The 24,499-nt window shown below is 71.7% G+C and carries 21 protein-coding genes; 11 read left to right on the top strand and 10 right to left on the bottom strand.

Annotation, left to right across the window (positions count from 1 at the left end; all coding sequences use genetic code 11):
* Positions 1–45: 45 nt before the first annotated feature.
* The 3 genes from bioB to AB0C36_RS35190 form a co-directional block, all read right to left on the bottom strand.
* Complete coding sequence (bioB, locus tag AB0C36_RS35200; RefSeq protein ID WP_358362384.1) at positions 46–1,095, bottom strand: biotin synthase BioB; 1,050 nt, start codon at positions 1,093–1,095, stop codon at positions 46–48.
* Positions 1,092–1,823 carry a dethiobiotin synthase gene (bioD, locus tag AB0C36_RS35195; protein ID WP_358362382.1) on the bottom strand — a complete coding sequence of 244 codons (732 nt, stop codon included), beginning with the start codon at positions 1,821–1,823 and terminating at the stop codon, positions 1,092–1,094. Before bioD ends, bioB begins: the two co-directional genes overlap by 4 nt.
* Positions 1,824–2,306: 483 nt before the next feature.
* Positions 2,307–3,095: a GntR family transcriptional regulator gene (locus tag AB0C36_RS35190; protein WP_358362390.1), complete on the bottom strand. Its 789-nt coding sequence runs from the start codon at positions 3,093–3,095 to the stop codon at positions 2,307–2,309.
* 355 nt (positions 3,096–3,450) lie between these two features.
* Here AB0C36_RS35190 and AB0C36_RS35185 point away from each other — a divergent pair, with 355 nt between their 5' ends.
* The 5 genes from AB0C36_RS35185 to AB0C36_RS35165 all read left to right on the top strand — a co-directional run bounded on the left by AB0C36_RS35185 (position 3,451) and on the right by AB0C36_RS35165 (position 9,406).
* The gene (locus tag AB0C36_RS35185) at positions 3,451–4,749 is read left to right on the top strand and encodes an extracellular solute-binding protein (protein WP_358362380.1); all 1,299 of its coding nucleotides are present in this window, start codon (positions 3,451–3,453) and stop codon (positions 4,747–4,749) included.
* Between the two features lie 177 nt (positions 4,750–4,926).
* Positions 4,927–5,886 carry a carbohydrate ABC transporter permease gene (locus AB0C36_RS35180; RefSeq protein WP_358362378.1) on the top strand — a complete coding sequence of 320 codons (960 nt, stop codon included), beginning with the start codon at positions 4,927–4,929 and terminating at the stop codon, positions 5,884–5,886.
* 5 nt (positions 5,887–5,891) lie between these two features.
* The gene (locus tag AB0C36_RS35175) at positions 5,892–6,725 is read left to right on the top strand and encodes a carbohydrate ABC transporter permease (protein WP_358362388.1); all 834 of its coding nucleotides are present in this window, start codon (positions 5,892–5,894) and stop codon (positions 6,723–6,725) included.
* 5 nt (positions 6,726–6,730) lie between these two features.
* On the top strand, positions 6,731–8,230 hold the full coding sequence (locus AB0C36_RS35170; RefSeq protein WP_358362377.1) for a glycoside hydrolase family 3 protein: 1,500 nt from the start codon (positions 6,731–6,733) through the stop codon (positions 8,228–8,230).
* 114 nt (positions 8,231–8,344) lie between these two features.
* Positions 8,345–9,406, top strand: a complete 1,062-nt coding sequence (locus AB0C36_RS35165) for an SIS domain-containing protein (RefSeq protein ID WP_358362375.1) — start codon at positions 8,345–8,347, stop codon at positions 9,404–9,406.
* Between the two features lie 276 nt (positions 9,407–9,682).
* Here the strand turns inward: AB0C36_RS35165 and AB0C36_RS35160 are convergent, their stop codons facing one another.
* Positions 9,683–10,570 (bottom strand): LysR family transcriptional regulator, encoded by an 888-nt coding sequence (locus tag AB0C36_RS35160; protein ID WP_358362374.1) that lies wholly within the window; start codon positions 10,568–10,570, stop codon positions 9,683–9,685.
* 108 nt (positions 10,571–10,678) lie between these two features.
* On the opposite strand from AB0C36_RS35160, the gene AB0C36_RS35155 reads away from it, so the two are divergent.
* From AB0C36_RS35155 to AB0C36_RS35140, 4 genes are all read left to right on the top strand, one after another.
* Positions 10,679–11,701 carry an aldo/keto reductase gene (locus AB0C36_RS35155; RefSeq protein WP_358362372.1) on the top strand — a complete coding sequence of 341 codons (1,023 nt, stop codon included), beginning with the start codon at positions 10,679–10,681 and terminating at the stop codon, positions 11,699–11,701.
* A gap of 194 nt (positions 11,702–11,895) precedes the next feature.
* On the top strand, positions 11,896–12,594 hold the full coding sequence (locus AB0C36_RS35150) for an SDR family NAD(P)-dependent oxidoreductase (RefSeq protein WP_358362371.1): 699 nt from the start codon (positions 11,896–11,898) through the stop codon (positions 12,592–12,594).
* A gap of 791 nt (positions 12,595–13,385) precedes the next feature.
* Positions 13,386–14,234 (top strand): GNAT family N-acetyltransferase, encoded by an 849-nt coding sequence (locus tag AB0C36_RS35145; protein ID WP_358362387.1) that lies wholly within the window; start codon positions 13,386–13,388, stop codon positions 14,232–14,234.
* A complete protein-coding gene (locus tag AB0C36_RS35140; protein ID WP_358362370.1) occupies positions 14,231–15,298 on the top strand; it encodes a lysophospholipid acyltransferase family protein in 1,068 nt (355 codons plus the stop codon). The genes AB0C36_RS35145 and AB0C36_RS35140 overlap by 4 nt, the downstream gene beginning before the upstream one ends.
* A 51-nt stretch (positions 15,299–15,349) precedes the next feature.
* Here AB0C36_RS35140 and nagA read toward each other — a convergent pair whose 3' ends face one another.
* Positions 15,350–16,501, bottom strand: a complete 1,152-nt coding sequence (gene nagA / locus AB0C36_RS35135; RefSeq protein ID WP_358362369.1) for an N-acetylglucosamine-6-phosphate deacetylase — start codon at positions 16,499–16,501, stop codon at positions 15,350–15,352.
* Positions 16,502–16,658: 157 nt separating this feature from the next.
* Positions 16,659–17,834 (bottom strand): 8-amino-7-oxononanoate synthase, encoded by a 1,176-nt coding sequence (locus AB0C36_RS35130; protein ID WP_358362367.1) that lies wholly within the window; start codon positions 17,832–17,834, stop codon positions 16,659–16,661.
* Positions 17,835–18,433: 599 nt separating this feature from the next.
* Here AB0C36_RS35130 and AB0C36_RS35125 point away from each other — a divergent pair.
* Positions 18,434–19,894, top strand: coding sequence for a sensor histidine kinase (locus AB0C36_RS35125; RefSeq protein ID WP_358362385.1), 1,461 nt, complete (start codon positions 18,434–18,436; stop codon positions 19,892–19,894).
* A gap of 108 nt (positions 19,895–20,002) precedes the next feature.
* On the opposite strand, the gene AB0C36_RS35120 is transcribed toward AB0C36_RS35125, so the two are convergent.
* Positions 20,003–20,257 (bottom strand): WhiB family transcriptional regulator, encoded by a 255-nt coding sequence (locus AB0C36_RS35120; protein WP_231778498.1) that lies wholly within the window; start codon positions 20,255–20,257, stop codon positions 20,003–20,005.
* Between the two features lie 319 nt (positions 20,258–20,576).
* The gene (locus AB0C36_RS35115; RefSeq protein WP_358362366.1) at positions 20,577–21,506 is read right to left on the bottom strand and encodes a diacylglycerol/lipid kinase family protein; all 930 of its coding nucleotides are present in this window, start codon (positions 21,504–21,506) and stop codon (positions 20,577–20,579) included.
* A gap of 107 nt (positions 21,507–21,613) precedes the next feature.
* On the opposite strand from AB0C36_RS35115, the gene AB0C36_RS35110 reads away from it, so the two are divergent.
* Positions 21,614–22,066, top strand: a complete 453-nt coding sequence (locus AB0C36_RS35110) for a hypothetical protein (protein ID WP_358362365.1) — start codon at positions 21,614–21,616, stop codon at positions 22,064–22,066.
* A 163-nt stretch (positions 22,067–22,229) separates the two neighbouring features.
* Here AB0C36_RS35110 and AB0C36_RS35105 read toward each other — a convergent pair whose 3' ends face one another.
* On the bottom strand, positions 22,230–23,165 hold the full coding sequence (locus AB0C36_RS35105) for an RNA polymerase sigma factor SigF (protein ID WP_358362364.1): 936 nt from the start codon (positions 23,163–23,165) through the stop codon (positions 22,230–22,232).
* Positions 23,162–23,593: an ATP-binding protein gene (locus AB0C36_RS35100; protein ID WP_358362363.1), complete on the bottom strand. Its 432-nt coding sequence runs from the start codon at positions 23,591–23,593 to the stop codon at positions 23,162–23,164. The genes AB0C36_RS35105 and AB0C36_RS35100 overlap by 4 nt, the downstream gene beginning before the upstream one ends.
* Positions 23,594–24,499: the final 906 nt, after the last annotated feature.

Genomic DNA, 24,499 nt, shown 5'->3' with positions numbered 1-24,499 from the left:
GCCCTCGTACCGGCCCCGCCCGTTCCGGGTGCCGTGCCGCGGCACCTACAGCGTCTGGTTGAGCGCCTTCACCGGCATCTGCAGGTCGGCCAGCAGCTCCAAATCCGATTCCGGCTTGCGGCCGAGCGTCGTCAGGTAGTTGCCGACGATGACGGCGTTGATGCCGCCCAGCAGCCCCTGCTCGGTGCCCAGGTCGCCGAGGGCGATCTCGCGCCCGCCCGCGTACCGCAGGATGGTGCGCGGCAGGGCCAGCCGGAACGCGCCGATGATCTTCAGCGCCTCGCGCGGCTCGATGACCGTCTGCTCCTCGAAGGGCGTGCCGGGACGCGGGTTGAGGAAGTTGAGGGGCACCTCGTCGGGCTCCAGCTCGGCCAGTTGCCCGGCGAACTCGGCGCGCTGCTCGGCGGTCTCGCCCATGCCGACGATGCCGCCGCAGCAGACCTCCATGCCGGCCGCGCGCACCATGCGCAGGGTGTCCCAGCGCTCTTCCCACGAGTGCGTCGTGACGACGTTGGGGAAGTAGGAGCGGGCGGTCTCCAGGTTGTGGTTGTAGCGGTGGATGCCCATCTCGGCGAGCTCGTCGACCTGCTCCTGCGTCAGCATGCCGAGCGACGCGGCGATGTTGATGTCGACGGCCTCGCGGATGGCCTTGACGCCCTCGCGCATCTGGTCCATGAGGCGCTTGTCGGGCCCGCGTACGGCGGCCACGATGCAGAACTCGGTCGCACCCGTCGCCGCGGTCTCCTCGGCGGCCTTGACCAGCGACGGGATGTCGAGCCACGCGGCGCGCACCGGCGACGGGAACAGGCCGGACTGCGAGCAGAAATGGCAGTCCTCGGGACAGCCGCCGGTCTTGACCGACACGATGCCCTCGACCTCGACCTCGGGGCCGCAGTGCCGCATCCGGACCTCGTGGGCGAGCTGCAGCAGCTCCTCGAGGCGCTCGTCGGGCAGGCCGAGCACCTCGAGCACCTGGTCCGCGGTGAGTCCGCGGCCCTGCTCGAGCACCTGCTCGCGCGCGACGGCGAGGATGTCGCCGTCCGCCGGGCTGTCGTCCCGGGCGCCGTGGTTCGTCACATCGAGCGTTTCCGTCACCGTTCACCTCGCGCTGGATCGTGGGCGGCACGGAACGCGCCCGGGTCGAAGGTACCGCCCAGCGCTGGAGCCAGACCCGAGCGGGCCGCCCCCAGGAACTCGGCGGGATGCAGCGCGCCCGCCCCGGCACCGATGGCACCGGCCAGCGGACGGGCCGCCAGGGTCTCCAGATCGCGGATGTTGCTGCGCATGGCCAGGTCGGGCGTGTCGGGCCAGGAACCGATCACCACGCCCGCGAGGTCGATGCCGCGGTGCGCCATCGCCTCCAGGGTCAGCGCGGTGTGGCCGAGCGTCCCGAGGTCGGGGCGGGCCACCACGAGGACCGGGGCGCCGAGGGTGTGGGCGAGGTCGGCGATGGTGGTGCCCTCCTCGTCGAAGCGGACCAGGAGCCCGCCCGCGCCCTCGACGACGACGAGGCGGCGGGTCTCGGCGAGTTCGCGTACGGTCGCCACGACCTCGTACAGGTTGACCGGCTGTCGGCCGCTCAGGCGGGCGGCGGCGGCGGGTGAGAGCGCGTCGGTGAAGCGCGCGTACTCGTGCAGGTCGGTCACGCCCGCGAGGCGCCCGATGTCGTCGAGGTCGCCCGGCTCGTCGGGTGCGACGCCGGTCTGCGCGGCCTTGACGACGGCGACCGAGGAGCCGCGTGTCGCGGCCAGCGCCGCGACCGCCGCGGTCACGACTGTCTTGCCCACACCGGTGTCGGTCCCGGAGACGACCAGAATGCTCACGTCGAGAGCCTAAGTCCCGCGCGGCCGTGCCCCGCACCAAGGTCCCACGGCGCGTTCCGGGACCAAGGTCCCGTGCAGTGCGGACTAGCGGCCCGGGTGCCGCGGGCGGGTCGCGGGGGAGCATCGGGGGCGGGCGTGGAGCCCGCACCGGCGGTGGGTCCGGTGCGAGCACGCGACCCGCGGCCTCCGCACAGGCGTCGGAGTGAACGGCAATTTCTCCGAGGCACGGCCGGGACCGGCGGAAGCAAGCAGCCGCCTGTCCCGGCCGCCGTGTTTTCCGGTGACCGTGTTTTCCGGCCACCGTGGCCGCCGGGCTTGCGGCTTCCCGGCACCGCACTTTTCGGCCACCCCGCGGCACCGCTGCGGCGGACAGGTAGACGTGGACGTGCCGCATGACGTGCCGCATGAGTGCCGCGGTGACACGTGTCACACGGCTTGATCGTCCCTTAAGCAGGGTTTATGTCCGTTTGGGGTGGTCCCGTGTCATCCTTGGGGACGCTGCAGGCGCGCGACGAACTTGTAGCGGTCGCCTCGGTAGACCGAGCGGACCCACTCCACGGGTTCCCCGGACGTGTCGAAGCTGTGCCGCGACAGGAGCAGGAGCGGCATGCCGACGTCGGTGGAGAGCAGCCCCGCCTCACGAGGGTTGGCGAGGGCGGTCTCGATGGTCTCCTCCGCCTCGGCCAGATGTACGTCGTACGCCTCGCCGAGGGCCGTGTACAGCGACGTGTACCGGTCGAGCGTGCGGCGCAGCGACGGGAAGCGCTTGGTGGACAGGTGCGTCGTCTCGATCGCCATGGGCTCGGCGTTGGCCAGCCGCAGGCGCTCGATGCGCAGCACCCGGTTGCCGGGCTTGATGGCGAGCCGTTCGGCCAACTGGTCGTCGGCGGAGACGTAGCCGATGTCGATCAGACGGGAGGTGGGCTCCAGACCCTGGGCCCGCATGTCCTCGGTGTACGAGGTGAGCTGGAGGCTTTGTGCGACCTTCGGCTTGGCGACGAAAGTGCCGCGCCCCTGGATGCGTTCCAGGCGCCCTTCGATCACCAGTTCCTGGAGGGCCTGGCGGACCGTGGTCCGCGAGATGTCGAACTCCCCGGCCAACGTGCGCTCCGGCGGCACGGGCGTGCCGGGGGGCTGCGTCTGGGTCAGCTCCTGCAGGTGCTTCTTGAGTCGGTAGTACTTCGGCTCGCGCGCGGCCCCCTCGGCGGCCGGGTCCCCGCCCGTCACGCTCTCCGGGTTGCCGGCGTCCTGTTCGTTCGGCGCCGCCGCCATCGCGGTCGCCCCTTGTTCCGCCGTCACCTGTGCCCTCCTGACACGTTCGGTCCCCATCGTGGCACGACCGGACCGGCACGGGTGACGGGCCGCACGGATCAGCGCGGACCACGGCTCAGATGTCGGTCGGGTAACGGCTGCCCGCAGGTCTTCTGCGGAACCTTGACACCCCAATTGGTCTATGCCAACCTCCGGAATGGTCTAAACCATTGGTGGTCACCGCGCAACCCTCGTCCAGGTTCGCAAAGCACCTTCCCCCCAGGCGGATCCTGAAGGCCCGGTCCCTCACGACGGGTCTGAAGCGGGGAAACGCGAAACCCACGGCAGCGGTACCAAACATCCTGAGGAGGATGGTGTGAAGCGTCGTCTCTTCGTCGCGGCGGGTGTCGCGGCGGCGCTCACCGGCGTTGCCGCCTGCGGCAGCTCGGACAGCGGTGACAAGGACAAGCCGGCAGCGTCGGGCAGTGCCCCCGCGGCCGCGGGCAAGACCGGGAAGGTCACCATCTGGGTCATGAAGGGGTCGACGAACGACGAGTTCAACACCGCCTTCAAGGCCAAGTTCGAGGCGGACCACCCGGGCTCCACCGTCGACATCCAGGTCCAGCAGTGGAACGGCATCGGTGAGAAGATCACCGCCGCCCTCGCCAGCAACGACGCCCCCGACATCGTCGAGGCCGGCAACACCCAGATCGCGGGCTACGCGGCCTCGGGCGGCGTCATGGACCTCACCGACAAGGTCGACGAGCTCGGCGGCAAGGACTGGATCCCCGGTCTGGCCGGCCCCGGCAAGCTCGACGGCAAGCAGTACGGCGTTCCGTTCTACGCCGCCAACCGCGTCGTGATCTACAACAAGGCGGCGTTCGCCGCCGCCGGCGTCCAGCCGCCGAAGACGCGGGCCGAGTGGCTGGAGATCAGCAAGAAGCTCAACACCGGCGACCAGCAGGGCATCTACCTGCCGGGTCAGAACTGGTACTTCTACGCCGGCCTCCTGAAGGACGAGGGCATCGACCTCACCACGAAGGACGGCGACAAGTGGAAGTCCAACGTCGGCACGCCGCAGGGCGCCGCCGCCGTGAACTTCTACAAGGACCTCGCCGCCAACGGCAAGGGCCCGAAGGACTCGGACGAGAAGACCCAGCCCGAGACCGTCGCCGCGGCCGGCGGCAAGATCGCGCAGTTCATCGCCGTCCCGGGTGAGCTCGACACGGTCGTCAAGAACAACCCGGCGCTCAAGGACCAGTACGACTACTTCCCGATCCCGGGCAAGGACGCGTCGGCCCCGGGTGCGACCCTGACCGGCGGCTCGGACCTCTTCATACCGGAGAAGTCGAAGAACAAGGAGCTGGCGTACGACGCCGTCAAGCTGTTCAACAGCGACGAGATGCAGGTCAAGCTCGCCAAGGCGCTGGTGTACGTGCCGAGCAAGACCACCCAGGTGACCGCGCTCGAGGGTGTCCCGGGTGCGCAGGCCCAGGCCCTGGGCGCGCAGAAGGGCTTCGTCATCCCCGCGACGGTCACCACCAACTGGGCCGCGGTCGAGGAGTCGAACCCGATCAAGGCGTACCTGACCGCCGTGCTGGTCGGAGGCAACCCCGACTCCGAGGGCAAGAAGGCCGACGAAGCCATCGCGAAGGTGCTCAACACCAAGAGCTGATCCCGACTCGGATCGTCCGCCGATCCGATCGGCTCACCAGCACCACGTGGCCGGTCCCGACGGGAAGTCCCGTCGGGACCGGCTCCGGCCCGATTACCGACACCGAACGACGGGAAGGCACCTGTGTCAGCCTCCAAGGCCGACGCGGTGGTCGCGACGCCCACGCAGCCTCCGCGGATGACAGACCCCCCGGCGGGTGGGACCGGCTCTCACAAGCGCCCACGCCGCAGACGCGGACCACTTCAGCTCGTCAGTCCGTACCTGATGGTCGCCCCGGCGATCCTCGGCGTCCTCTTCCTGCTGCTCTACCCGGTGATCAAGAACGCGATCCTCGGCTTCAAGGAGTACGGCCGCCGCGACTTCACGCTCGGCCTGTCCGGCAAGTGGATCGGGCTGGACAACTTCAAGGAGATCCTCCAGGACGGCGAGTTCTGGCGGGTCACCTGGCGGAGCTTCTGGTTCACCGGCATCACCGTGGTCTCCATCATGGTGATCTCCACGCTGATCGCGCTGATGCTGACCAAGCTCGGCAAGGCCATGCGCATCGTCGTCCTCACCAGCCTGGTGTGCGCGTGGGCGATGCCGATCATCGCCGCCACCACGGTCTTCAAGTGGATGTTCCGCTCGGACAACGGCGTCGCCAACTACCTGCTGGTCAAGCTCGGCTTCGACTCGTTCGACAACTACACGTGGTTCGCCGACGGCAAGTCGACGATGACCGTGATCATCCTGCTGATCGTCTGGCAGTCGATCCCGTTCGCGACGCTGACCATCTACGCGGGTCTGACCACGGTCCCCGACGAGGTGTACGAGTCGGCACGCCTCGACGGCGCGGGCCCGGTGCGGATCTTCACGTCCATCACCTTCCCGATGCTGCGCCCGCTCTTCCTGCTGGTCACCTCGCTCGAAGTGATCTGGATCTTCAAGTGCTTCGCGCAGATCTGGGCGATCGCCGGGCAGAACGGCCCGCTCGCCGACGTCGCGACGCTGCCGGTGTACGCGTACCAGACCGGCATGCAGCTCAAGCGCTACGGCGTCGCGGGCGCGATCTCGACGGTCACCGTCCTGATCCTCGCGGCGATGCTCGTCTTCTACTTCCGTCAGTTGTTCAAGCAGGAGCGGGAGGCCGACAAGTGACGCCCCTGAAGTCGCGAGTCCTCAAGCGGGTCCCGCTCAACATCGCCGCACTCATCGTCTTCGTGGTGATGATCTTCCCGGTGTACTGGATGGTCCTGACCGCCTTCCGGCCGGCCAAGGACATCGGCTCCGACACCCCGAAGTTCCTGCCCAGCTCGGTCACCTTCGACAACTTCAAGAGTGCCGTCGACATCGAGAACTTCTGGAACTTCTGGGGCAACAGCCTGATGGTCGCCGTCGGCGGCGTGGGCCTGGCGCTGATCGTCGCGTGCTTCTCCGCGTTCGCCGTCGCGCGCATGCAGTGGAAGGGCCGCGCGCCCTTCATCCTCATGGTCTTCATCGCGCAGATGGCGCCGTGGGAGGCGCTGATCATCCCGATGTTCCTGATCGGCCGCGACCAGGAGATGCTCAACTCGCTGCCGTTCCTGACCGCGATCTACTTCGTGATGACGCTGCCGTTCTCGATCGTGACGCTGCGCGGATTCCTCGCGAACATCCCGGTCGAGCTGGAGGAGGCCGCCCGCGTGGACGGCTGTACGCGCTTCGGTGCCTTCCGCCGCGTGGTGTTCCCGCTGCTCGCCCCGGGGCTGCTGTCCACCTCGCTGTTCGGCTTCATCACCGCGTGGAACGAGTTCGCGTTCGCCAACACGCTGCTGTTCAGCGACCCCAAGCAGGACACCCTGCCCGCGTGGCTCAACGAGTTCAGCAACGGCCTGACCGTCGACTGGGGCGCCACCATGGCGGCGGCGACTCTGTTCATGCTGCCCGTCCTGCTCATTTTCCTGGTCCTGCAAGGCAGAGTCACCGGCGGGCTCACGTCCGGTGCGGTGAAGGGCTGAGCACGATGTCCCAGGAGCTCGACCGCCTCGCGCTGGCCGTCCTGCAGCCCGGCTTCGCCGGCCTGACCGCCCCCGACTGGCTGCGCCGCCACGTCGCCGACGGACTCGGCTCCGTCGGCCTGTTCGGCCGCAACGTGCAGTCGCCCGAGCAGCTCGCGGCACTCACCGCGACGCTGCGCAAGGAACGCGACGACATCCTCGTCGCCATCGACGAGGAAGGCGGCGACGTCACCCGCCTCGAGGTACGCCAGGGCAGCTCCTGGCCCGGCAACCTCGCCCTCGGAGCCGTCGACGACACCGACCTCACCCGGGCCGTGGCCACCGGGCTGGGCCGCGACCTGGCCCGCTGCGGCGTCAACTTCGACTGGGCGCCGGACGCGGACGTCAACGCCAACCCCGACAACCCGGTCATCGGCGTGCGCTCCTTCGGCGCCGACCCGGAGCTGGTGGCCCGGCACACCGTGGCGTACGTCGAGGGCCTCCAGGCCACCGGCGTCGCCGCCTGCGTCAAGCACTTCCCGGGCCACGGCGACACCGCCGTCGACTCCCACCTCGGGCTGCCCCGCGTCGACGCGTCGCGCGAACTGCTCGCCGCCCGCGACCTGGTGCCGTTCCGTGCCGCGGTCGCGGCCGGGGCCAAGGCCGTCATGTCCGCGCACATCGTGCTGCCGGCCTACGACGCCGAGTACCCCGCGACGCTCAGCCGCCCGATCCTGACCGGCCTGCTCCGCGAGGAGATGGGCTTCCAGGGCCTCATCGTGACCGACGGCATCGAGATGGGCGCCATCGCCGACACCTACGGCATCGCCGACGGCACGGTGCGCGCGCTCGCCGCGGGCGTCGACGCGGTCTGCGTCGGCGGCGGACTGTGCGACGAGGGCACCGTCCTGCTGCTGCGCGACGCGATCGTCACGGCGGTCCGCGAGGGCCGGCTGTCCGAGGAGCGCCTCGCCGACGCCGCCGCCCGCGTCGCGGAACTCGCGGCGTGGACCCGCGAGCACGCCAACCGCGGCGGCGAGCCCGGGGACCACGCCGTCGGCCTGGCGGCCGCCCGACGCGCGGTCCGCGTCGAGGGCCCGCTCACCCCGGTGACGGCTCCCGCCCACGTGCTGGAGCTGACGTCGCAGACCAACATCGCGGTGGGCGACGAGACGCCGTGGGGCGTCGGGGCGTACCTGGCCCAGGCGGTCCCCGGCACGACCGTCGCGCGGCCGGGCATGACCACCTTCGGCCTGGTCGACACGCAGCTCGCCGCGGCGGACGGGCGGCAGCTCGTGGTCGTCGTACGCGACCTGCACCGCAACGTCGCCGCCGCCGACATGCTGGCCGGCATCGTCGCGGTCCGGCCGGACACGGTCGTGGTGGAGATGGGGCTCCCGTACGGCGACGCGCAGGGCCTCACCCGCATCGCCACGCACGGCGCCGCGCGGGTGTGCGGCATCGCCGCGGCGGAGACACTGACCGGGCGGGTCCTGGACGGACTGATCCCGGTCGGCACCGAGTAGTCCGCCCGGGGTCGTCCGCCCAGGCGCTCCGCGCCGGGGTGTCCGCCCAGGGCAACGCACCGAGGCAGGCCACCCGAGCTGTCCAACCGGGAACCAACGGAAGGCACCACAACGATGTCTGCGAGCACCGAAGCCGCAACGCCGCGCGGCGGGATCATGTCCGCCGAGACGGCCGAGCAGCCGGAGGTACTGCGCCGGATCCTGACCGAAGGCGCGCCGCGCATCCGCGAGGTCGCGGACGCCGTCGCCGCCCGCAGCCCGAGGTTCGTGCTGCTCACCGCGCGGGGCACCAGCGACAACGCCGCGCTGTACGCGAAGTACCTGGTCGAGGTGCTGCTCGGCAGGCCCGCCGGGCTCACCTCGATGTCCACGACGACCGCGTACGGCGCGCGGCCCGACCTGACCGACTGCCTCGTCGTCACGGTCAGCCAGTCGGGCGGCTCGCCGGACCTGGTCGCCTCCACCGAGGCGGCCCGCAAGGCCGGCGCGATCACCCTCGCCGTCACCAACAACGCCGACTCGGCGCTCGCCGCGGTGTCCGAGTTCCACATCGACGTCCTGGCCGGACCGGAGAAGGCGCTGCCGGCGACGAAGACGTACACCGCCGAACTGCTGGCGCTGTACCTCCTCGTCGAGGGCCTGCGCGGCGGTGACGGGACGGACGCCGCCCGACTGCCCGAGTACGCCGCGGACATCCTCGCCCGGCGGTCCGAGGTCGCCGAGCTCGCGCAGCGCTACCGCTTCGCGCAGCGCCTGGTGATCACCTCGCGCGGGTACGGCTACCCGACCGCCCGCGAGGCGGCCCTGAAGATCATGGAGACCAGCTACATCCCCGCCCAGCCGTTCTCCGGTGCGGACCTGCTGCACGGTCCGCTGGCCATGGTCGACAACGTCAGCCCGGTCATCGCGGTGGTGCCGGACGGGCGCGGCGGCGAGGCGCTCCAGCCGGTCCTGGAACGGCTGCGCGGCCGGGGCGCCGACCTGATGGTCGTCGGCCAGGCCGACCAGGTGGCCCGGGCGAGCGCGGGCTTCGCGCTGCCGGCCGGGGTGCCGGAGGAGGTCCAGCCGATCCTGGAGATCCTGCCGCTGCAACTGCTGGCGTACGAGATCACCATGGCCCGCGGCCTCGACCCGGACGCGCCCCGCGCGCTCGCCAAGGTCACCGAGACGCACTGACCCGGATGCTGTGCCGGCACCCGGATCCGGGTGCGCGGGCCAGGCGTCGTGCTCCTGGCCGCCGCGTAGCCGGGGCTGTGCAGTGCCCGGCGGCCTGACAGCCGGGCCAGTACGCCGATCACGGCCCCGCCCTCGCCTCCCGAGGGCGGGGCCGTCGCGGTTTCCGGTCCCGGTGGTTCCGGTGGTTCCGGTGGCTCGGGGTGGTGGCTCGGGGTGGTGGTTCGGGGCCTGCCGTCCCGGTCCTGTGGTTCCCGCCCGTCGTTCAGGACCTGACTTTCACGACCCGGCGCGGACCAGCGCGTCGATGAAGTCGCGGATGACCGGCCGGTGGTCCTCGGTGCGCCAGGCGAGGGCCAGCTCGCAGGGGGACAGGTCCGCGACGGGTACCGCGGTGACGCCCGGACGCCGGTAGATGGCCGCGTTGCCCTCGGCCAGCAGGACAATGCCGCTGCCCTCCTCGATGGCCGCGAACGTCTCCTCGGCGTTGGAGACGGTCGCACCGATGCGCGGCTCGCGTCCGTCGCGCCGGTCGACCGCGAGCCAGTACTCGCGCAGCGGACCCGCGGTGGCCGGAAGCGCCAGGAACGGCTCGTCGAGGAGTTCGGCGAAGGCGACCTTGTCGCGCCCCGCGAGCGGATGGTCGTCGCGCATCGCCACCCAGCGCGGCTCGGTGGCCAGCACGTGCAGGTTCATCTCCTCCTGACCGGGCACCGGCAGCCACAGCAGTGCCACGTCCACCTCGCCCGCGGCGAGGCCGGCCGTCGCGTCGTCCCAGTTGATCTGGCGGAGCTTGACCGTCCATCCCGGCCGCCGCTCCGTGAAGCGCTCGCGCGCGCCTTGCAGCAGACCGCGGCCGACGCTGGTGGACAGGCCCACGGTGAGGACGGCCGCCGCCGCGGCGGCCGCGTCCGCGACCGCGCGCTGCGCCTCGTCCCAGTCCCTCAGGAGCGCCCGGGCGGCGGGAAGCAGGGCGGCTCCGGGGGCGGTGAGGGCGACGGCCCGCTTGTCGCGTTCGAAGAGGCGTACCCGCAGGTGGTCTTCGAGCTGGCGTATCTGCTTGCTCAGCGCGGGCTGGGACACGAACAGCCGCTCGGCGGCCCGCGTGAAGTTGAGCTCTTCGGCGGTGGCCACGAAGTAGCGCAGATCGCGCAGGTGCACATCCATAACCGATGGCTATCACGAGCGGTCTTGGACGCGCAGCCGAGATTGCCGCGAGGATCACCGGAGACGCACGCAGAGACGACGTACACGAGGACGCGAGGAGCACCGACAATGCGCTACCGCCTGTTCGGCAACACCGGCCTGCGGGTCTCGGAGCTGTTCCTCGGCGCCATGACGTTCGGCGACCCGGAGACGGTCGGCACGACGGCCGACGAGAGCCGCCGCATCGTCGACGCGTACGAGGACGCCGGCGGCAACGTCATCGACACCGCGGTCAACTACCGCGACGGCGCGAGCGAGGCGATCCTCGGACCGATACTCAAGGGCCGCCGCGACCGCTTCGTCCTGGCCACCAAGTACACGCTCAGCCGCGACGGCGGGGACCCCAACGCGGCCGGCAACCACCGCAAGAACCTCCGGCTGTCGCTGGAGACGAGCCTGCGGCGCCTCGGCACCGACTACATCGACGTGTACTGGGTGCACATCTGGGACCGCGACACTCCGATCGAGGAGACCATGCGTGCCCTCGACGACGCGGTACGCGCCGGCAAGGTCCTGTACGTCGGGATCTCGGACGCCCCCTCCTGGGTCGTCGCGCGGGCGAACACGCTGGCGGAGTGGCGCGGTTGGACGCCGTTCGCCGGGCTCCAGGTGCCGTACAACCTCCTCAACCGCGACGTCGAACGCGAACTTCTGCCGATGGCCGACGCGTTCGGGATGAGCGTCGCGGCGTGGGGCCCGCTGGCGAGCGGCGTGCTGTCGGGCAAGTTCACGCGCCCGGGCGGGGCCGGGACGGCGGCGACCCGGGTGAACCCGGACTCGCTCGGCGAACGCGACCACGCGGCGGCCCGTGCGGTCCAGGAGGTCGCGGACGAGGTCGGGGCCTCGCCGTCGCAGGTGGCCGTCGCGTGGACGCGGGCCCGCTCGCGCGCCGTACACCCGATCATCGGGGCGCGGACCGCCGAACAGCTCAAGGACAACCTCGGCGCGGCCGGCCTCGACCTGCCGCGCGAGGCGGTGGAACGGCTCGACGCCGCGGTGGACTTCACGCTCGGGTTCCCGCAGGACTTCATCGAGTCGACGCGGCGGTTCGTGTACGGCGAGGCCGGGGCTCGCGTGGACGGCCGCGGCTGAGCGGCTAGGGGCGGCGGGCGTCCGGCTCGCTCCGGGCAGCGTGGCAGCGCACCAGAGCGCACCAGCGCACCAGCGCAGAGAAGCGGAGCGGCAGGGAACCCCAGGGGCAGAGACGCCGGACCGGCAGAGAAGCCGGACCGGCGGAGAACAGAGCAACAGCGAACCAGGGCACACAGGACAGCGAAGGAGTGGTCATGACCGCGGCGGCACCGGTGACGCTGGTGACGGGGGCGAACCGGGGGATCGGCAACGAGGTGGCACGGCAACTCGCCGACCAGGGGCACACGGTGCTGCTGTCCGCGCGGTCCGCGGACGCCGCGCGGGACGCAGCCGCGCGGCTCGCCGACCGCGACGTCCACCCGCTCGTCCTGGACGTCGTCGACGGCGACTCCGTGGCCCGCGCCGTCGACGAGATCCGCGACCGCCACGGACGCCTCGACGTCCTGGTCAACAACGCGGCCGTGCACTACGACACCTGGCAGCGGGCCGTGGACGCGGACCTCGCGGTGGTGCACGAGGCCGCGGAGACGAACCTGTACGGGCCTTGGCGCCTCGTCCAGGCCGTACTGCCGCTGCTGCGCAAGAGCGGGCACGCGCGCATCGTCAACGTGTCGAGCGAGGTGGCGTCCCTGACGAACATGGGCGGGGGGACCCCGGCCTACACCGCGTCCAAGGCCGCCCTGAACGCGCTGACCAGGATGCTCGCGGCAGAGCTGCGACCGGACCGGATCCTCGTCAACGCGGTGTGCCCGGGATGGGTCGCCACGGACATGGGCGGCCCCGGAGGGCGGCCGGTACGCGACGGCGCGGCGGGCATCGTCTGGGCCGCCACGCTGCCCGACAACGGCCCCACCGGCGGCTTCTTCCGCGACGGCCGTCCCCTGCCCTGGTAGCGGACGAACCGGCCGCACGTCGCCGCCTTGTCGGCCCGTAGCTCCTACGGCGAACGGGACAGGGGCGAGACGCCGTCGAGCCGCACCGACCTCCGGCGCCGGATGTCCTGCACCGGGCAACCCGGGCTTGGGCAACCCTGCCGACTCTCGGCTGCCTGCCAGCTGCCAGCTGCCTGCTGCCTGCTGCCTGCCGGCTGGCGGCCGTATGCGTGCGTGCGCGGCGAGCGCGGTCCGACACGGCCGAGTGGCCCTCGTCCAGGTGCGGACCACGCGGCTCGACCCGCCCGGTGTACGGCCCGTCGGTCCTTCGCCCGCCTTCGAACGCGGCCTGACGCGGCTCCCTCTGCCCGCGGGCCTCGCCTGCTGTCAGCCGTTGCCGACCCTTGTCGGCGGCGTGGCGCGGGCCGTCGCGTACTCGATGGTTTGTCAGCTTTTGATGGCTTTTTGCGCAAGGCTTCAGTCGTCCCACACTCACATGCACCACTGCGGCTACGCCGATTCCAGGTGGGAGCGCCATCAAGGAAGTGCGGGGCCGCAACCGCGCCCCGCCAACGCCCCGGCCGGCCCGCCGGGTTCGGGAGACCGCCATGACCGCGCCTGCCCCTGGAACCACGAAGGACCCCGCCACCACCGCGCCCGAACCGCCTGCCGACACCGAGCACCGCACCCGGGTTCTCCCCGGTCCGGCGGCCGCGTCGGCCGCCGCCTACGCGCCGCCGGGCACGGCGTATGAACTCCCCGAACACCCCGGCGCCGCCCGGGTTCTCGCCGCCCGCGCCTCGGCGTCGGCGATGGTCTCGGCGGCCGCCGCCCGGGTCGTGCCCGGTGGGGGCTACGTCGCGGCGCCCGCCTCCTTGCCTGCATCGCCGCCCACGTCCACGCGCCCGGCGCCGTCCCGCACGCCGGGCCCGCGCTACACCGTCGGGCCGGCCCGCGACGTGGGCGAGGTGCGGGCCGCGCAGCGGTTGCGGCACCTGGTATTCGCCGAGGAGATGGGCGCGGAACTGCACAGCCTCGAACCCGGCCTCGACGTCGACGCGTTCGACGCCCACTGCGACCACCTGGTCGTACGCGAGGAGATCAGCGGCGCGGTCGTCGGCACGTACCGTCTGCTGCCGCCGGACCGCGCCCGCGCCGCGGGAGGGCTGTACGCGGCCGGTGAGTTCGCGCTCGGCAACCACGCCGAACTGCATGCGGACCTCGTCGAGGTCGGCAGGTCATGCGTGCACCCCGACCACCGCGAGGGTGCGGTGATCGGGCTCATGTGGGCCGGGATCGCGCGCTACCTCGTCGCGAGCGGGCACAACTGGCTGGCCGGCTGCTGTTCCGTGCCGCTGGACGACGGCGGGCTGTTGGCCGCGGACGTGGCCGATGCGGCGCGGCGCAAGTACGCGGCGCCGGAGGAGTACCGCGTGCGGCCGTACCGGCCCTGGACGCCGCCCGCCGCCGCGGACGATGCCGGGCGTTCGCGGCTCGCGCTGCCGCCGCTGCTGCGCGGCTACCTGCGGCTCGGCGCGTGGGTGTGCGGCGAACCCGCGTACGACGAGGACTTCGGCGTCGCGGACTTCTACATCCTGCTGTCGCTGCGTCGCACCGACCCCCGGTACCTCCGCAGATTCCTCGCGCTGGAATCGGCGTGACACACCCGGCAGCGAGCCCCTCGTGGGTGCCGGGGTCGCCGTGCACGCCCGAGGTCTGCCTGCGCGATCCGGCGCATGCCGCGGGGATCGCGCGTCGTGTCATGCGCTGCGTCGCGTGCGTGGCCGTCGTCGTCGCGGGGGTTGCGCTCTCGTCGGCCGTCGCGCGCATGCGCCCGCCGGTCCGGCACGCGCTCGTCCGGGCGTGGGCGCGCGCCGTCCTGAGGACGCTGGGCGTACGTGTCCGGGTCCTGAAGTACGAGGCGACTGCGCGGCCGGCCACCCCCGGCGGCGTCCCGCACTCCACGGCAGCCCTGATCCCCGCCCCGACCTCATCCCCGAGCTCATCCCCGGCCCCGGCCGCGCATCCGGTCCGCGGCGAACTCCTGGTGGCGAACCACATCTCCTGGCTGGACATCGCCCTGCTCGCGATCGTGCGCCCCGCCCGCATGGTGGCCAAGCGCGAGGTGGGGGAGTGGCCGGTGCTCGGGCGGTTCGTCGCCCGGGGCGGGACGGTCTTCGTCGCGCGCGACCGGCCGCGCTCGCTGCCGGGCGACGTGGCCGCGATCGCCGCGGCACTCCGCACGGGGTCCTCGGTCGGTGTGTTCCCCGAGGGCAGCACGTGGTGCGGCGCACGCCAGGGGCCTTTCCGCCGCGCGGTGTTCCAGGCGGCGCTGGACGCCGGGGCGACCGTACGCCCGGTCGTGCTCCGCTACCTGGGACCGGACGGCGGCCCGGCACGCGAAGCGGCGTTCGTCGGCGAGGACACGTTGGCGGCCTCGTTGTGGCGGGTGGCCGGCGTGTGCGGCATCGTCGCCGAGGCGCGGGTGCTGCGGGCGATCCCGCCGGGGGAGTACCCCGACCGGCGGAAACTGGCCGCGGCCGCCCAGGGCATGGTGGCGCAGGCCGGGCGACCCGAGGACGGGCCTGAACCGGTCGGAACGCGGGAGCGGGTCGCTCCCCGCGCGCGACGGGTGACGACGTACCGGGCGGCGCCGGTCCACCAACTCGGCGCCGCCCGTGGGGTTCCCTCCGGACGGTGGCAGCCATCTGCGGAAGGAGGGTGACGGGCGGCCTACAGTGCGGCTGACGGCCGCCCGCCACGTCTGTGCGTGCGGTTACTCGTACACGGTCTCTCCCGCGACCCAGGTACGCCGCACGTTGAGTTCGTCGTCCCACCACACGAGGTCGGCCAGTGCCCCCGGTGCGATGCGGCCGAGGTCCTCGCGGCCGAGCGCGTCCGCCGGCACGGTCGCGCCGCAGGACACCACCTCGGCGAAGTCGTGGCCCAGCGCGGTGAGGTTGCGCACCGCCTGGTCCATGGTCAGGGCGGAACCGGCGATGGTCCCGTCCGGATTGCGCGGCACGTCGCCCTCCGCGAGCGTCACGTCGACGTCGCCGAGCCGGTAGCGCCCGGGCGGCATGCCGGCGGCGGCCATCGCGTCGGTGACGAGTGCGGTACGCGTCCCCGCTATCCGCAGCACCAGCGAGCACACCGCGGGCACGACGTGGTGCAGGTCGGCGATCAGCCCGGCGGTGAGCCGCGGGTCGGTGAGCGCCGCGCCGACCACGCCGGGCTCGCGGTGGCCGAGACCGCGCATCGCGTTGAACAGGTGGGTGACCAGCGTCGCGCCCGCATCGGCCGCCTCGGCCACCTGGGCGGCGGTGGCGTCGCTGTGGCCGATGGAGACCCTGATCCCCGCCTCGGCGAAGCGCCGGACGGCCTCGATCCCGCCGGGGAGTTCCGGAGCGAGGGTGACCAGGGCCAGGACGTCCCGCACCGCGTCGTCGTCGAGCAGCCGGTCCACGAGCTCCGGCTTCGGCTCACGCAGGTGTTCCTCGGGGTGCGTGCCGACCTTGGCGGCGGCCAGGAACGGCCCTTCCAGGTGCACGCCGAGCACCCGCGCGACCGGTTCGCGGACCAGCGCCGCCCGGGTGGTGTGCGCCCGGGTGAGCGCGGCGACCAGCGTGTCCATCGCCCCGGTGATGAACGTGGGCAGGAAGGACGTGACACCCGTCGACGCCAGGCGGCCCGCGACCGTGCGCCACTCGTCGGGACCGGCGGCCACGAAGTCCGCACCGAAGGCACCGTTGACCTGAAGGTCGATCAGTCCAGGGGTGAGGATGCCGTCGGGCAACGCGAGGTGATCCGGCCCGGCGGGCGGTACGGAGTCCTCGACGCGCGTCACGCGTCCGTTCTCGACCACGAGTGCGGCGGGACCGACCAGACGGCCTCCGACGAGCACTCGGGGTGCCGAGATGGTGGCCACGCGCGCGGTCCTTCCCTCAAAGGTGCGCTACCCCGGCGGGTGCGACGTCCGCCGGGGTAGCGCCTGATCAGAGCAACGCGGACCATTGTGGTTCAGACCAATCACAAATGTCTAGACCAATGTGTGCCGTGTTGCGCCGAAGAGGGAACGTCCCAGGTCAGATGCCCTGTATCGCCTCCGCGAGGACGTCCAGTGCGCGCGACACATCCGCGTCGGTGAGGTCCGCGCGCGCCGCGAGGCGCAACCGCGAAACGCCGTCCGGAACCGAGGGCGGCCGGAAGCAGCCCACCCGAACGCCGGCCTCCGCACACCGCACCGACGCCTGGAACGCCGCCTCCGGCGCACCGATCAGCACCGACGCCACGGCCCCCGAAGGCTCCGTCGCGTTCAGCCCCAGCGCCCGGGCTCCGTCGGCCAGCTGACGGGCCCTCATCCGGACCTCGTCGGCCAGCGACGGGCGCTCGCGCAGGATGCGCAGGCTCTCCAGTGCCGCCGCGACGCTCACCGGCGCGAGACCGGTGTCGAAGATGAACGTGCGCGCGGTGTCCACCAGGTGGTCGATCACACGGCGCGGTCCGACCACCGCACCGCCCTGCGAGCCCATGGCCTTGGACAGCGTCACCGTCTGCAGCACGTGGTCCGCCCCCGCGAGACCGGCGGCATGCACCGCGCCGCGTCCGCCCGCGCCGACCACTCCGAGGCCGTGCGCCTCGTCGACGAGCAGCACCGCGCCGTGTTGGCGTACGACGGCGGCGAGATCGGCGAGCGGGGCCAGGTCCCCGTCCACCGAGAACACCGCGTCCACGACCACCAGGGCGCGTTCCTCGGACCGGTTCGCCAGGACCTCGGCGATGGCGTCGACGTCGCAGTGCGGGGTGATCGCGACGCGGGCGCGCGACAGGCGGCACGCGTCCACGATCGAGGCGTGGTTGATCGCATCCGAGACCACCAGGTCGCCGCGGCCCACCAGTGCGGTGACGGCCCCGAGGTTGGCGACGTAACCCGACGAGAAGACGAGCGCCGCCTCGGCCTCCACGTGCGCGGCGAGCTCCGCCTCCAGGTCGGCGTGCAGCTCGGTGGAACCGGTGACCAGACGCGAACCGGTCGAACCGGCGCCCCACGTGCGCACGGCCGCGGACGCCGCCGCCAGCACGCGCGGATCGCGGGCCAGGCCCAGGTAGTCGTTGCCGGCGAGATCGAGGACGCCGGGCTCGTCTGCGGGCCTCGGGCGCAGGCGGCGGCGCAGCCCGGCGGCGACCCGCTCCTTCTCGCGGATGTCCAGCCAGTCCAGCGGATGCCCGCCGGACGGCACGGCGGGGTGGTTCTCGGACACATCGACCTCCGGACGGTGATCCCGGGCCGGCAGGAGGTCCGGGGAACCCCGTCGGGGGCGACCGGGGTTCCCGAGAAGCTTCTCACCCCGCCCGGCGCACCCGACGCCACCCGCCTACGACCTGTGGACAACCCACCAACGGCCCAAAGCCTGTGGAAAACCACCCCCCGACCCGCCCACGCCCCCGCCTTTCGACTCGGTCCGGACACGCCCAATGCGGACTCGCCCCGGCCCGGACACACCCCGGCCCGGACTCGCCCTCCGCCCGGACACACCCGACCCCGCCCGTACTCGCCCCGACCCAGCGCTGCCCCTGCCCTGCTCCGTCCAGCCCGGCTCCCGGCCCATGCCGGACCCGCCCCCGCCTGAGCCCGCCGCAACCCGGTCCTGATCCGCCACCCCCGACCCCACCTTCACCCCGCCTCCATTCCGCCTTCATGCCGCCACCGCGCCGCCTCCACCGCACCCCCGATCCGGCCCCTGAACCCGCTCCGGAACCCGCGTACGCACCCCCCGGCGACACGGGCGCGGACGCCCGCTCACCGACCCGCCGTCGTCGGCATCCGGCCGCGCGGGGTTACTCTCTCGCTGTGCGCTCCATGAACAACCTCGTCCGCAACTACGGGGACCTCCAGCCGGCCGACCTGGAATGGCTGCATCTGCTGGTCTCCGAGTGGCAGCTGCTCGCGGACCTGTCGTTCGCCGACCTGGTGCTCTGGGTGCCGACCAGCGACGACCGTTATGTCGCGGTCGCCCAAATGCGTCCGAACACCGGCGCGACGTCCCACCAGGACGACCTGGTGGGCGACTTCGTGTCGCGCGGCGATCGCCCGATGCTCGACGCGGCGTACAGCGAGGGCCGCATCGTGCGCGAGGGCGACCCGGAGTGGCGTGACGACGTACCGGTCCGCGTGGAGGCCATCCCGGTGCGCCGCGACGGCCGCGTCATCGGCGTCATCGCCCGCAACACCAACCTGCTGACCGCGCGCACCCCGAGTCGGCTCGAACTCACCTACCTCCAGAGCGCCGCGGACCTCGCGCAGATGATCGCGTCCGGCTTCTTCCCGTACAAGGGCGAGCAGGTCGACATGGACGCCTCGCCGCGCGTCGGCGACGGCCTCATCCGCCTCGACTCCGAGGGCTTCGTGCAGTACGCCAGCCCCAACGCGCTGTCCGCGTACCACCGCCTCGGCCTGACCAGCGACCTCGTCGGCTGCCACCTCGGCCGCACCACCGCCGAACTCGCCCCGTCCGAACGCCCGGTCGACGAGGCCATCTCGGCGGTCGCGAGCGGTTGGGCGCCGCGCGAGACCGAGGTCGAGACCGCCGCGGCGGTGGTGCAGGTACGCGCGATCCCGCTCAAGCCCCGCGGCGCGCGCATCGGTGCGATCGTGCTGCTGCGCGACGTGACCGAACTACGCCGCCGCGAACGCGAGCTGATCACCAAGGACGCCACCATCCGGGAGATCCACCACCGGGTGAAGAACAACCTCCAGACCGTCGCCGCGCTGCTTCGGCTGCAGGCGAGGCGAATGGATTCTCCACAGGCACGGGCGGCGCTGGAGGAGGCGGTCCGACGGGTCGGGTCGATCGCGATCGTGCACGAGACGCTGTCCCAAACCCTGGACGAGCGCGTGGACTTCGACGAGATCGCGGACCGCGTGCTCAGCATGGTCACCGAGGTCGCGGCCTCGGCCCCGCGGGTGCGCACCGCACGGCACGGCAGCTTCGGCGTACTGATCGCGGAGACCGCGACGCCGCTGGCGATGGTCCTGACGGAGCTGCTGCAGAACGCCCTTGAGCACGCGTTCGACACGCACTCCGGCAGCCTGGAGATCACCGCGACCCGCACCGGCGAGCGCCTGGTGATCACGGTGGTCGACGACGGGGCGGGCCTGCCGCCGGACTTCGACCCGCAGGTGTCCGGCAACCTCGGGCTGCAGATCGTCCGCACGCTGGTGGGCAGCGAACTGGGCGGGCGGTTCGACATGGGTGCGGGGGAGGAGGGCGGGACCGTGGTCACGCTCGACTTCCCGGTGCGGCGCGTGGCCCGCGGCTGACGCGTTCGTGGAACGCAGAAAAAACGGCAACACCCCGGTTGCGGTCTTTCGACCGGCCGGGGCGTTGCCGAGGTTCTGTTGGTGCCGTGGAGATCCGGAAACCGGGGATCAGGCAGACGCGCGTGCGCGGTTGCGCGCGGCACGGCGCTTGAGCGCGCGGCGCTCGTCTTCGCTCATCCCGCCCCAGACGCCCGCGTCCTGACCGGACTCGAGGGCCCACTGCAGGCACGCTTCCATCTCGGGGCAGCGACGGCACACGGCCTTCGCCTCCTCGATCTGCAGCAGCGCCGGACCGGTGTTACCGATCGGGAAGAACAGCTCCGGGTCTTCGTCACGGCAGGCGGCACGGTGGCGCCAGTCCATGCGGTCCAACTCCTCGTAAGCGGGCGAAGCTTGTGGCCTCGCCTAGTGACGGCTTGTGAATGTGAACGCTTTCACGAATCCTCCAACAACGTAAGGGCCGACAAAGTCGGTCCCCAGGTTTGGTGGTGGAGTCGGGCGGAGAGGATTGGCCTTTGGGGCTTGTCCGGCCCGCCACGTAGAGCCTGACAAACCTGGGCCGTAGACACAACCCCTCTGACGAAGGATTTTTTGAATCGTCGGTGTCGGGTAGGTCACACCCCTACTTCTAAGGGGTGAACGGGATTCTACGTTCGACTGAAAGGCGTAGAGGCCCTTCTACTCACACAATCACACGCAGTGCCCGCGGGACGCCCCTAAAGGTCACACTGCGATGTTCCCCCAGGTGGTCTCCGTCCACCTGAAGCGACACAGCCTCCTCAGCCCCAAGAGTGAACGTCGCGCAGTCGTGCAGCGACACCACGTGACGTCCGTGCGGTGCTTTTCCCGACGTGCCCAGCATGCGGCTGAGGTGCCGCAACGTGGGCAGAGTGGACATCCTGGTCAGACCAAAAAGATCGAGGTCCAGGTCGAACGACGCGTCCGGACACGCGTTAACGGGACGACCACCCAGATAAGTCCACGGATTCGTGTTCTGGACTATGCCGAGGCACAGTCCCTCCACCGGATCCTGGCCCGGTACCTCCAGTGTGAGGGGACCGGACCGCCTCGTGCCACCACTTCGGTAAAACCTGCGCAGAGCGGACCGCACATACAGGCCCGGTGTCGACCTGCTGCCCTCCGCCCGGCGGTCCTCGACCCTGGCGACGACGTCGGCGTCGAAGCCGAGCCCCGCACAGAAGAGGAACCAGCGCCGGTCGGCCATGCCGAGCCCGACCTGCCGCGAACGGCCCGACCGCAGCGCGTCGAGCAGGGCCCCCGTCGCCTCGACCGGATCGTTCGGCAGGCCGAGCGCGCGGGCGAACACGTTGGTACTGCCGCCGGGTACGACCGCCACCGCCGGGAGATCAGGGGAGGGGCCGTCGGCGAGTATGCCGTTGGCGACCTCGTTCACCGTGCCGTCGCCGCCGAGGGCGATCACCAGGTCCACGCCCTCCACGACCGCGGACTTGGCCAGCTCGGTGGCGTGCCCGCGGTGCGACGTGGTGGCCACGTCGAGCTTGAGGTCACTCGCGAGTGCGTGCGCCAGAACGTCCCGGGTCCGTTCGCTTGTGGTCGTGGCCTTGGGGTTCACGACAAGAAGGGCACGCATGTACGACAGGGTAGCCCCGCGCGCACGGCGGCTGCCGGGCGGCCGCGTACCGCCGGGACCGGCCGCGTTCCCTCGTGAACCGGGCCCCGGTTTACCCTCATGGGGTGATGACTGACGCCGCTCCCGCGCCCGGCGCGTTCGGGCCCCTCCGGTCCCTGCCCGTGAGTTTCCGGGTCGCGACCGGGATCGTCGCGGTGGAGACCGCGATTGGTCTCGGCTTCGCGCTCTACATACTCCTCGCGAGCGTCTTCGGTGAGCCGGTGGACCAGGACAAGGGCATCAGCGAGGGCCTGTACCTGCTGCTGCTCGGCCTCGGCATGCTCGCCACCACGATCGGAATGTTCCGCGGACGGCGCTGGAGCCGGTCGCCCGCGATCACCATGAACCTCGTGGTGCTCGGTATCGGCTACTGGATGGTCAGCGGCAGCGGCCGGGTGGCGTACGGCGTACTGATACTGGCCGCGGGGCTGGTGGCCATCGGGATCCTGGTCCGGCCGAGCCTCTACCAGGCGCTCGAGCGCCTGCACGAAGAGCGCGTGGACCAGGCGCGCGGGGACTGAGCGCGTACGCGACCCCACGCGACGCCCCCCGCACGAACGACGACCGCAGCACGACGCCGAGGGCCCGGAGGAGCGATCTCCTCCGGGCCCTCGGCGTCGTGTCGGGTTGTGCTGTGCTGTGCCGCAGTGTGTGGCGCCGTGCCTCGTACGTACGCCGCCCGGCCTACTCCTCGACGAGGAGGCGCTCGCGCAGTTGGGCGAGGGTCCGGGCCAGCAGCCGCGAGACGTGCATCTGGGAGATGCCCACCTCCTGGGCGATCTGCGACTGCGTCATGTTGCCGAAGAACCGGAGCAGCAGGATGCGCTTCTCGCGGGGCGGCAGTTGCTCGAGCAGCGGCTTCAGCGACTCGCGATACTCCACACCCTCGAGCGCCTCGTCCTCCGACCCGAGCGTGTCCGCGACCGCCGGCGACTCGTCGTCGGTGTCGGGCACGTCGAGCGAGAGCGTGCTGTACGCGTTCGCCGACTCCAGGCCCTCCAGCACCTCCTCCTCGGAGATGCCCAACTGCACCGCGAGCTCGCCGACCGTCGGCGAGCGCCCGTTGCGCTGCGACAGCTCGGCCGTCGCGGCGGTCAGGGCGAGCCGCAGCTCCTGGAGGCGGCGCGGCACACGGACCGCCCACCCCTTGTCGCGGAAGTGCCGCTTGATCTCGCCGACGATGGTCGGAGTGGCATACGTCGAGAACTCGACGCCGCGCTCCGGGTCGAACCGGTCCACCGACTTGATCAGCCCGATGGTGGCGACCTGCACCAGGTCGTCGAGCGGCTCGCCGCGGTTGCGGAACCGCCTGGCCAGGTGCTCGACCAGCGGCAGGTGCATCTCGACCAGCCGGTCGCGGATCAGTCGGCGGTCCGGGTCGTCGGCCGGCAGTTTCGCCAACTGGGCGAACATGCCCTTCGCGAGCTCCCGATCGTGGTGCGAGTGGCTCGAGCCGGCCTGGCGGCGGCGGCCGGGCACGGAAGCCTCGGGAGTGTCCTCGCGCGGGGTGGCGGTCGCGTCCGCTGTCACGCTCGTGTCACTGACCATGTCCTCGGCCTCCCGGGCCCCGTCCTCCGGGGGGTCCTCGCCCCGGCGGTCACTCGCGTGCTCGGTGCTCACGGCGCCCCCGGCCCGCCACCGCGCTTCTTGTGGAGGCTGATGCTCACGACGTCGTTCTCGTCCACGGTCGCGTCGACCTCGCCCGCGAGCGCCGACAGCACGGTCCAGGCGAAGGTGTCGCGCGCGGGAGTGCGGCCGTCGGTGGTCGGTGCGGACACCGTGATCTGGAGGGCGTCGCCGACGAGGTGGAAGACGCAGGACAGCACGCTCCCCGGCACCGCCTGGCCGAGGAGCATCGCGCACGCCTCGTCCACGGCGATGCGCAGATCCTCGATCTCGTCCAGGGTGAAGTCGAGACGTGCGGCAAGGCCGGCCGTCGCGGTACGAAGAACCGAGAGGTACGCCCCCGCGGCGGGCAACCGGACCTCGACGAAGTCCTGCTGGCCGGCGCCGGCTTCGTCCGCCGTGTGTGCGGATCGCTGGGACACCCTCACCTCCAAGGTGCTGCGTAGGTGGCCACGGCTGTGACCACGACCGATGACGGGGACCCCGTTGACGCTACCGCGCGGACCCCCGACCCGTCTCCGCCACCACTCTTCCAGGGAGGTTGATCGTGCTCTCCCCTGGCATCCCGTCCCGACCCGCAGGGCCACCGTCGCATCGCCTACGCGTACGACAGTACGTCACCGCATGTGATTTGGCGAGTACACAGTGTACCTGGTTCGTCGAGGCCCGCACGGCGGTAGACCCGAACGGGCGAAAGTCCCCCACATGAGAGAAACCAGCCAAGGGCCACCGATGTCAAGCGTGTTGACTCGATAGAGGGATTCCGACACGTTCGGCGACGTCGCCCGCGCCCCGGCGGGCGTCCCGGGCGGGCACGGCGACACGCTCCACCCCACCAAATACCCTCCCCGCCGAACAGGGTCCCCGGGGGTCGGGGCGGAGCTGGCACGCACGCCGCCGAGATGCGACGCCCTGACCGCTGGGCGAGAACGAGGAAGCGCCGTGGCCTGCCCTCGGTGCGCTCAGTGGATGGCACGCCGCCCGGCGGAGTGGGTTGTGGCATGACCACGGTCGTGGAGTCCGAGAACGGATTCCCCAGCGCGGAGAGCGCCCGCGCGGTGCGCGGAGCAGGACATAATGCGCGCCTTGGAGGCGTACCCCTTCTTCTGCCCGACCGTGTCCCTGGAAGGCGCCGAGGCGCCGTTGGATCCAAACCGGCCCGGGGCGCGGCTGGTTCGCGTACTTCCGTATCCACGGCCCTGAGCAGCCCGCGTTCGACGGCGCGTGGCGGCTCAGGGACTTCGCCCCGCTCGAGTGACGACGCCCCGGGCCGGAACGGCAGGCAAAAGTCCGCCCCCGGTCCGCGGACTCCGACACGGAGTCCGCGG

This window comes from Streptodolium elevatio, assembly GCF_040649515.1.
Classification (GTDB): Bacteria; Actinomycetota; Actinomycetes; order Streptomycetales; family Streptomycetaceae; genus Yinghuangia; species Yinghuangia elevatio.
The sequence above is the reverse complement of the archived record's forward strand: the minus strand, read 5'-3'. Positions and strand labels throughout refer to the sequence as shown.

Bases quoted from the DNA above. Each gene is read 5' to 3' on its own strand.
- AB0C36_RS35125 (WP_358362385.1), top strand. From the start codon at position 18,434: ATGAACAACCTCGTCCGCAACTACGGGGACCTCCAGCCGGCCGACCTG.
- AB0C36_RS35145 (WP_358362387.1), top strand. From the start codon at position 13,386: ATGGTCTCGGCGGCCGCCGCCCGGGTCGTGCCCGGTGGGGGCTACGTC.
- AB0C36_RS35180 (WP_358362378.1), top strand. From the start codon at position 4,927: ATGACAGACCCCCCGGCGGGTGGGACCGGCTCTCACAAGCGCCCACGC.
- AB0C36_RS35115 (WP_358362366.1), bottom strand. From the start codon at position 21,506: ATGCGTGCCCTTCTTGTCGTGAACCCCAAGGCCACGACCACAAGCGAA.
- AB0C36_RS35190 (WP_358362390.1), bottom strand. From the start codon at position 3,095: ATGGCGGCGGCGCCGAACGAACAGGACGCCGGCAACCCGGAGAGCGTG.
- AB0C36_RS35160 (WP_358362374.1), bottom strand. From the start codon at position 10,570: ATGGATGTGCACCTGCGCGATCTGCGCTACTTCGTGGCCACCGCCGAA.
- AB0C36_RS35110 (WP_358362365.1), top strand. From the start codon at position 21,614: ATGACTGACGCCGCTCCCGCGCCCGGCGCGTTCGGGCCCCTCCGGTCC.
- AB0C36_RS35150 (WP_358362371.1), top strand. From the start codon at position 11,896: ATGACCGCGGCGGCACCGGTGACGCTGGTGACGGGGGCGAACCGGGGG.
- AB0C36_RS35170 (WP_358362377.1), top strand. From the start codon at position 6,731: ATGTCCCAGGAGCTCGACCGCCTCGCGCTGGCCGTCCTGCAGCCCGGC.
- AB0C36_RS35120 (WP_231778498.1), bottom strand. From the start codon at position 20,257: ATGGACTGGCGCCACCGTGCCGCCTGCCGTGACGAAGACCCGGAGCTG.
- AB0C36_RS35165 (WP_358362375.1), top strand. From the start codon at position 8,345: ATGTCTGCGAGCACCGAAGCCGCAACGCCGCGCGGCGGGATCATGTCC.
- AB0C36_RS35155 (WP_358362372.1), top strand. From the start codon at position 10,679: ATGCGCTACCGCCTGTTCGGCAACACCGGCCTGCGGGTCTCGGAGCTG.